This window comes from Parendozoicomonas callyspongiae (assembly GCF_023502345.1).
Taxonomy (GTDB): Bacteria; Pseudomonadota; Gammaproteobacteria; order Pseudomonadales; family Endozoicomonadaceae; genus Sansalvadorimonas; species Sansalvadorimonas callyspongiae.
The window spans coordinates 23,687-30,207 of sequence record NZ_JAMFLX010000037.1; the positions used below are offsets into that span (position 1 = coordinate 23,687).

General features: G+C 46.9%; 7 protein-coding genes. 2 read left to right on the forward strand and 5 right to left on the reverse strand.

Annotated features, from left to right (window positions below; all coding sequences use genetic code 11):
• Positions 1–52: 52 nt before the first annotated feature.
• The 4 genes from M3P05_RS18585 to thiD form a co-directional block, all read right to left on the reverse strand.
• Complete coding sequence (locus tag M3P05_RS18585; protein WP_249701599.1) at positions 53–868, reverse strand: hypothetical protein; 816 nt, start codon at positions 866–868, stop codon at positions 53–55.
• 601 nt (positions 869–1,469) lie between these two features.
• Positions 1,470–1,619, reverse strand: a complete 150-nt coding sequence (locus tag M3P05_RS18590; protein WP_249701600.1) for a hypothetical protein — start codon at positions 1,617–1,619, stop codon at positions 1,470–1,472.
• 413 nt (positions 1,620–2,032) lie between these two features.
• Positions 2,033–2,698 carry a thiaminase II gene (gene tenA / locus M3P05_RS18595; RefSeq protein WP_249701601.1) on the reverse strand — a complete coding sequence of 222 codons (666 nt, stop codon included), beginning with the start codon at positions 2,696–2,698 and terminating at the stop codon, positions 2,033–2,035.
• Positions 2,699–2,703: 5 nt separating this feature from the next.
• Positions 2,704–3,522, reverse strand: a complete 819-nt coding sequence (thiD, locus tag M3P05_RS18600) for a bifunctional hydroxymethylpyrimidine kinase/phosphomethylpyrimidine kinase (protein WP_249701602.1) — start codon at positions 3,520–3,522, stop codon at positions 2,704–2,706.
• A gap of 190 nt (positions 3,523–3,712) precedes the next feature.
• Here thiD and M3P05_RS21030 point away from each other — a divergent pair, with 190 nt between their 5' ends.
• Together M3P05_RS21030 and M3P05_RS18605 are read left to right on the forward strand one after the other, a co-directional pair.
• Positions 3,713–3,835, forward strand: a complete 123-nt coding sequence (locus M3P05_RS21030) for a hypothetical protein (protein WP_283777876.1) — start codon at positions 3,713–3,715, stop codon at positions 3,833–3,835.
• An 87-nt stretch (positions 3,836–3,922) separates the two neighbouring features.
• A complete protein-coding gene (locus tag M3P05_RS18605) occupies positions 3,923–4,414 on the forward strand; it encodes a DUF2165 family protein (RefSeq protein WP_249701603.1) in 492 nt (163 codons plus the stop codon).
• Positions 4,415–5,228: 814 nt separating this feature from the next.
• Here the strand turns inward: M3P05_RS18605 and M3P05_RS18610 are convergent.
• On the reverse strand, positions 5,229–6,278 hold the full coding sequence (locus tag M3P05_RS18610; protein ID WP_249701604.1) for an OmpA family protein: 1,050 nt from the start codon (positions 6,276–6,278) through the stop codon (positions 5,229–5,231).
• Positions 6,279–6,521: the final 243 nt, after the last annotated feature.

The following is a 6,521-nucleotide window of genomic DNA, read 5'->3' on the forward strand; positions in this document are numbered from 1 at the left end:
CCTGCCGTTTTTTTTACTTTCAAGAAGAGATTTAGATTTTAACCTTTTCAAACTATTCTGTGGCTCTTTCTGGCGACATGGATTGTGACCTGTCCGGTGATGGTCTTAAGTCACGAGGATTCATGACACGTACACAGTGAGCTTCTGCAAGCAGGTCACGAAGAACTAGAGACAGTTGATGGCAGCGGTTGGTTTGGTCAACATTTCGGAGAGTCTTGACCAATAAACTATAAAGATTGGATGCGTTATTTTTTTGTTGAGCGGCCTGTGGGTTAAATTCTTCTTTATCTAATTGTTCCAGCAACCATTTAGCATTATTCCATGCCAGACGAACCATGCCTTCCAGTTTAACATTATCCATATATCTGCTAAGACCTTCACTTTCTATTACTGGTGGTAGATTCGTTCCTTTATAAGGTTTGGGTAAAGTTGTATGGTGGCGAACACACTCTGCAATTTTTTTAGCCTCCTGACTTGAAGCCTTCTCCGTTATAAATCCGGAACAAGTAAGAAGGTAATGTTTGGCACTTTCATAGCAGTTGCAAGACTGTAGAAGAACCGCTACATGCATATATATCGAAACCTGATTCTCGATTGATAATACTTTGTGCGCCCGCTGAATTATTTGATTGATTTCATACGTCAGAGTTTTATGTTTTTCTTCCCTAACTCCACCTCTTGAACACTTCACCTCAAGTGCTAAGGATTTTTGAAGTATATTGATGAAATCATGTATTTCTCGAAGATACATTTCTTGAGGAGACTCTATGGCAGGAGTTGCTGGCCTGACCATTCCCATTCGAGGTGAAGGGCCCTGATGGAATGGCATTCTGGTTCCTTCCAGAGCAACGCCTGGAGGAAATGGCATTCTGGTTCCTTCCAGAACAGCGCCTGAAGGAAATGGCCTATGGAGTGGCGGTGGGAAACCTCTGCCCGGTGGTATCCTTGGTGTTAGTGGCCTGACAGGTGCAAGTGCCTGTGTGTTTTCTGGCCGAATAATGGCTCGTCCCAGGGTAACACCTGTCGTCCTTGGCCAGTTTTCAGAGACATATGGAGATAGACAGAGGCTTGGAAGAAAGGTCTGGGTGGGGGCTGGGTTGAACATCACCGTGCCATGGCTGAATGGGGTAGCAAGCGTAGGTGATCCAGATGAGCCAGGCCCAGATGATAAAGGAGAGAATGAACTGGCATTAATGGTCAGATAATTCTGTGGTGGTGTGTTCATTATTTTGTCCCAACAACGCTTGTTTGAAGATGTTTAGACTGTATAAGGGCGATGAAATTTGGTGGGGATAACTGCGTTGTCAGAAATTTACTGTTGGAATCCAGCCTTCGGTCCAGCCAGGGAATGACGAACCCGAATCCATAGCGCAGGATAACGTTCAGGATAACAATCAGTACTGTGATAGAAATCACGATACTGGCGAAGATTTCTTCGAAATAACGGAGAATCAGAGGCATGTGACGGCTCAACAGCTGAGTCTGAAAAGCGGGCAGCTGGAAGCCTGCTTCTTCAGATCCTTAACCATATCGGTGTGCATCATTTCGACATATTCGTCGTAGCTGCTGTAAAGCATTGGATCAGCCAGAGCGGCGAAATCAAGCACGTAATCGCCCATATAGGTCAAGTCTTCCACGGCAATCCAGTTGGCGCCGTTAACAACCTGCTCCTGCAGCAGGTTCCTTGTTGTCAGCGCATCCTATTAGCAGAACAGCCGCTGCCAACATTGAGCCAAGTAGCTTTTTCATTGTTCGTCCCTTGTTGATTATGGTGTTATAGGCAACTGATTGTTGATACAAGTCGTCTGGTGTTTTTTAATTCACGACTCTGAACTGGGAGTAACCAGTTATTCGTACAAGCAGCCAAAAGCTGACACCGTGGGTAAAACTCCATAAGGGCACTACCGTGCAATATTTTTATTAAACAGTTATGAAAGACGTGAGGATCTGATACCAACTTTTCAGTGGTGAATAGGTTGATATAAACTGCCATGTCTCTGCAAACATGACAGTTCTTGCTGTCTTGATTTTCCTAGGCGTCCTGGTAACCCTGTTCCCAGAAGGCAATCTCCATACGTACAGCATCACGAAAGATTTTCTTGATTCTGTTGGCGGCGGCACTGTCTTTGGGAATATCCCGCATCATGGCATCCAGCTGCGCTGCACAGTTGTTGCCGGCTTCCTGCATTTCGTCATTGCCATACATATCGATCCATTCACGATATGGGTTGCCGTCAAAAACAGTATCTGACTTGTTAATCAGCCATTGTCCGATATCGGCATAACCGATGGCGCAGGGAGCCATGGCAGCGTAGAGCTCCACCAGTGAACCTGACTGTCCTGCATCCAGAACCAGACGCGTATAGGCAACAGTTCCGGTGGCTTCAGGGATTGCCATCATATCGGTTTCTGTCAGTCCCCACTTTTTGCAGAAATCGATATGCAGGGTAATTTCTGTATCCAGCGTTCCCTGCAGGGATGTCAGGGGGTAACGCATATCTGCAAAGTTATCGCACTTGTAGATAGCCAGAGCGTAAGCACGGGCGAAGTGAGTCAGGAACAGATAATCCTGCTGAAGGTAATGCCGAAATGCACCTTCCGGCAGGGTGCCATTGCCCAGCTCACAAACAAAACGGTGGCGGGTGTAGGCATCCCAGTCATTCTGGCAGCTGGAAATGAGATCAGATGTTTTCAGCATGACGCTTATTCCCCAAGAGGCTTCCAAAGAGCATGAAAATGATGGACCGGACCATGGCCTTTACCAATATCCAGTTCATCTGCGTGAGCAATCGCTGAGGCAATATAGTCTTTACCTTTGCGCACGGCTTCGTTCAGCTCTACACCACGTGCCAGCAAGGCGGTAATGGCAGAAGACAGAGTGCAGCCAGTGCCATGGGTATTCTCGGTTGGAATACGCTTTGACGTCAGTCTGTGCAAAGTGTTGCCGTCGTGGAACAGGTCAACACTTTCATCGCTGCTCAGATGGCCACCTTTGATCAGAACCGAGCGGCTGCCCAACTCCAGCAGAGGTTCAACCATGGACTCCATCTCTGCAATCGTCTGGGGAACGTCACGATTCAGAAGAACAGCGGCCTCAGGCAGGTTGGGAGTAATCACTGTTGCTTTGGGGATCAGGCATTCTTTCAGAGTTTTGATAGCATCATCCTGAAGCAATTTGTCACCGCTGGTGGCAACCATGACCGGATCAACAACCAACAGTTCAACGCCATACTTTTCCAGGTTATCAGCCACTGCGCGGATGACTGAGGCTTGGCTCAGCATTCCAATCTTTACAGCCTTCACGGCAATATCTGAGAACACTGAGTCCAGCTGAGCAGCAATAAACTCAGGAGTGACATCAAAAATGCCCTGAACACCTTGAGTATTCTGGGCAGTAAGAGCAGTGATGACGGAGCAGCCATAGGCGCCAAGGGCAGAGAAAGCTTTCAAATCTGCCTGGATTCCTGCACCACCACCGCTGTCAGATCCGGCGATAGTCAGGGCAATAGGGGTATGATTCATCTTGTACAGCGATGCCAGTCAGTTGTAAGGAGAATCGATTCTAGGACTCAAGACAAATTGAGTACAGGTTATTAACGGGGTTTATAGTAGGGGTAATAATTATCATGTTTACCCGGTTTTTGGACTTTGTCTTGGGTATCCGGACCAGGATCCTGCTGTAAAACCTCGCCTGCCTGTGGAAATGGTGCTGATGGAAGAGGAATATCAGCCTGTTAATCAGGAGCTGTTGAAACAGTATGATAAAACCATGCATGCCTATTACAAAGAAAGAACGGGTGGCAGACTGGATCGTGACTGGAGCTCTGCTGGGTAAAGAATCCCGTCTCCATATGAGAGATTTTTTGCGCAGTAAGGGATTCAAAATGCGGTAAGAATCGGCGAACTGTCTATCATTGCCGCCATGAATCAAATAACAGCCCAGCAAATAAGCAAAATATTTCTGGTTGCATGCGCTGCACTGTTCAGCTCATTGGTTGTGTTTAACAACCTCACTGATTATCAGACCAATTTTGAGTATGTCCGTCATGTTATGACTATGGATACAACAGGCAATGCGGTGCAATCAGAGTGGCGGGCTGTGCATCAGCCTATTATCTGGAAGCTGGTTTATGGGTTGATTATCGCTCTTGAAGCCGTCGTAGCCTTACTTTGCTGGGCTGGAGTGATTCAAATGCTCAGTGCCTTGAGAAATTCCAGCTTCGCCAGCTCAAAAGCATTTGCAATCTTTGGACTGTCACTTGGTATTGCTGTCTGGTTTGGGTTGTTTCTCGGCATTTCTGGTGAGTGGTATCTGGCCTGGTTGTCCAAATCATGGAATGGCATTCAGCCCGGTTTTCGAATAGCCGCAATTTTTTCTCTTTTTCTTATTTACCTGTGCCAGGCAGAACGTTGATTGCACCAAACAGGGGGGTAGTATGGTGCTCAGCTAAACCCGCCCAATTGAAAAAATAATGAATAACGAAATAAAAGACCGCATTCAAAAGGCTGAGTAGATAGTTCTTTCCGCCGGACAAATTGCTGCAGACTTTTTCTCAAGGCGAAATGAACTGATAGTAGAAGCCAAAGGGACCCAGGACTTTGTTTCCCAGGCAGACCGTCAGGTTGAAGAGCATATCCGGCAGGCTATTGAATCTTCCTGGCCTGGACCGTAGCTGGAAGGTTTGATGCTTTCTTTGAAGGCCGACTGAACAGCTGGGATGCGCTGCCTGGAATGCTTCTGGGGAAGGAACTGGGATTTGACTCATTGACTCTTCCCAAGGACTTTCTTCTGAACGGCGGGAAAATACTGATGGCCGCTCCAGGGCTGTACAAGCCACTTTATGATCTCACCAGGGTTTAATCAGCAGGACCTGATCACTAAAAAACAAACCCCGCATAAAGCGGGGTATGTGATACCTGGTTTTTATTATTATTTTTGTCTGGTTGTACTCCAATTTTTACTTCTTCTTAATTGGCACGATAACGGGCTCGATTTTTCTTATTAGGTTTCTTGTTCTTTTTACCCTCGAGCGACTCTTCTTGTTGGAGTCTTTGGCCTGCTCTGCCTTAGGTATTGCAGGTGGTGTGCCAAAAAGTAAGCTTTTCAACAACCCCAAGGGCTGCAGGTAAATACCGAAAGTTTGTGGGAGGGCAAAAGACAAGAAAGTGTTACCTAATGAGCGCTACCTGTTACCTGGCGAGGTAACAGGTAGCGCTCAGGGTGGTGACTATTGTGTGAGGATTTCAGCGACTACGCGACGGTTTTTCTGGCGCCCTTCAAACGTATCATTGGGAGCAACTGGCTCTTTTTCACCCATTCCAACAGCTTCAATACGCTCTCCGGCAATATCAAACTTCTCGATAAGCATTTTGCGAACAGCATCTGCACGCTGCTGGGAGAGGCCATCATTGTAAATTGCCACACCCTGGCTGTCGGTATGACCTTCAAGCTTGATTTTTACATCAGAGTACTTCTGCAGGAATTTACCCATCTCGTCGATATGGTTGAGTTCGGTATTTAGGATATCTGCAGAATCAAACCGAAACTCAACCAGCAGGTCGATCTCTTCCATTGGCACACAGCCAACACTATCAACCGCAGCACCGGGGTCTGTATTCGGACAGAGGTCGCTGGCATCCACAACACCATCTTTATCAGTGTCGAGAGGAGCTGGAACAGGTTCAATTGGCTGTGGTTGAGGTTCTGGCTCAGGAGTCACTTCGGCCTGAACAGGCTGGGATGGTGCACCAAATGTCCAGGTCAGTGCGAGATTCAGCATGCTTTCTGTCTGGTTAAGATCCAGACCGTGCAGCGCCCGCAAGTCGCCTCGCAGTGACAGGTTCTCTGTCAGTGCCTTACGCAGACCAAAACCAACATTTAACCGGGTATCATCACGGTCTTTGCTGTTTTCAATATTTTCCTTGAACTCACCAATACCAGCTACAAGATAGGGGGTAAGACTGCCATCCCAGGGCGTTAGATCATAGAAGGCATCCAGACGATAATCTTTCAGATCCGCATCATTGCCATTCTTCAGTTCATTGCTGGCTTTTGAGTACAGGCCTTCAAGGCTGAAACGATCATTGAAGCGATATCCAATGCCTACTTCCGGAGCGACTTTATTATCAAGTGTTCGCGCACTGTCGTAATCAGTGTATGCGCCTCCCAAGCCAACTGTGAATCCTTTGTCGATAACATCAACGGCCAGTGCCGTTGTGCTGATGGCGGCAGAAATTGCTACGCCAAGAAGTGTTTTTACGAAATGGTGGGTTGCCATTGTTTTTCTCCCCCTGTCCTGCGTTGTTGTTCTGGTGTGTGAGTGCAGGAAATCAAGATGTGCAATGGCCAATAATATAAGGCAGCCATCTTGTAATAAAGGCTTTTAAGGGAATTGTATGGCCTTTGTAAGCTTCGTGCAGAAAACAAAAGCCAAAAATGGCAGGATTTTGTATAGGCATAAACGGTCTAATAGTAGACTATCGTCTTGTAATGTAATCACAAATTGCAGTGGGTCTGCTGG

What these genes read in the sequence shown, in the direction of transcription:
- M3P05_RS18590 (WP_249701600.1), bottom strand. Translation starts at nt 1,619, where the DNA reads ATGGGCGATTACGTGCTTGATTTCGCCGCTCTGGCTGATCCAATGCTT.
- tenA (WP_249701601.1), bottom strand. Translation starts at nt 2,698, where the DNA reads ATGCTGAAAACATCTGATCTCATTTCCAGCTGCCAGAATGACTGGGAT.
- thiD (WP_249701602.1), bottom strand. Translation starts at nt 3,522, where the DNA reads ATGAATCATACCCCTATTGCCCTGACTATCGCCGGATCTGACAGCGGT.
- M3P05_RS18585 (WP_249701599.1), bottom strand. Translation starts at nt 868, where the DNA reads ATGCCATTTCCTCCAGGCGTTGCTCTGGAAGGAACCAGAATGCCATTC.
- M3P05_RS18605 (WP_249701603.1), top strand. Translation starts at nt 3,923, where the DNA reads ATGAATCAAATAACAGCCCAGCAAATAAGCAAAATATTTCTGGTTGCA.
- M3P05_RS21030 (WP_283777876.1), top strand. Translation starts at nt 3,713, where the DNA reads ATGGAAGAGGAATATCAGCCTGTTAATCAGGAGCTGTTGAAACAGTAT.
- M3P05_RS18610 (WP_249701604.1), bottom strand. Translation starts at nt 6,278, where the DNA reads ATGGCAACCCACCATTTCGTAAAAACACTTCTTGGCGTAGCAATTTCT.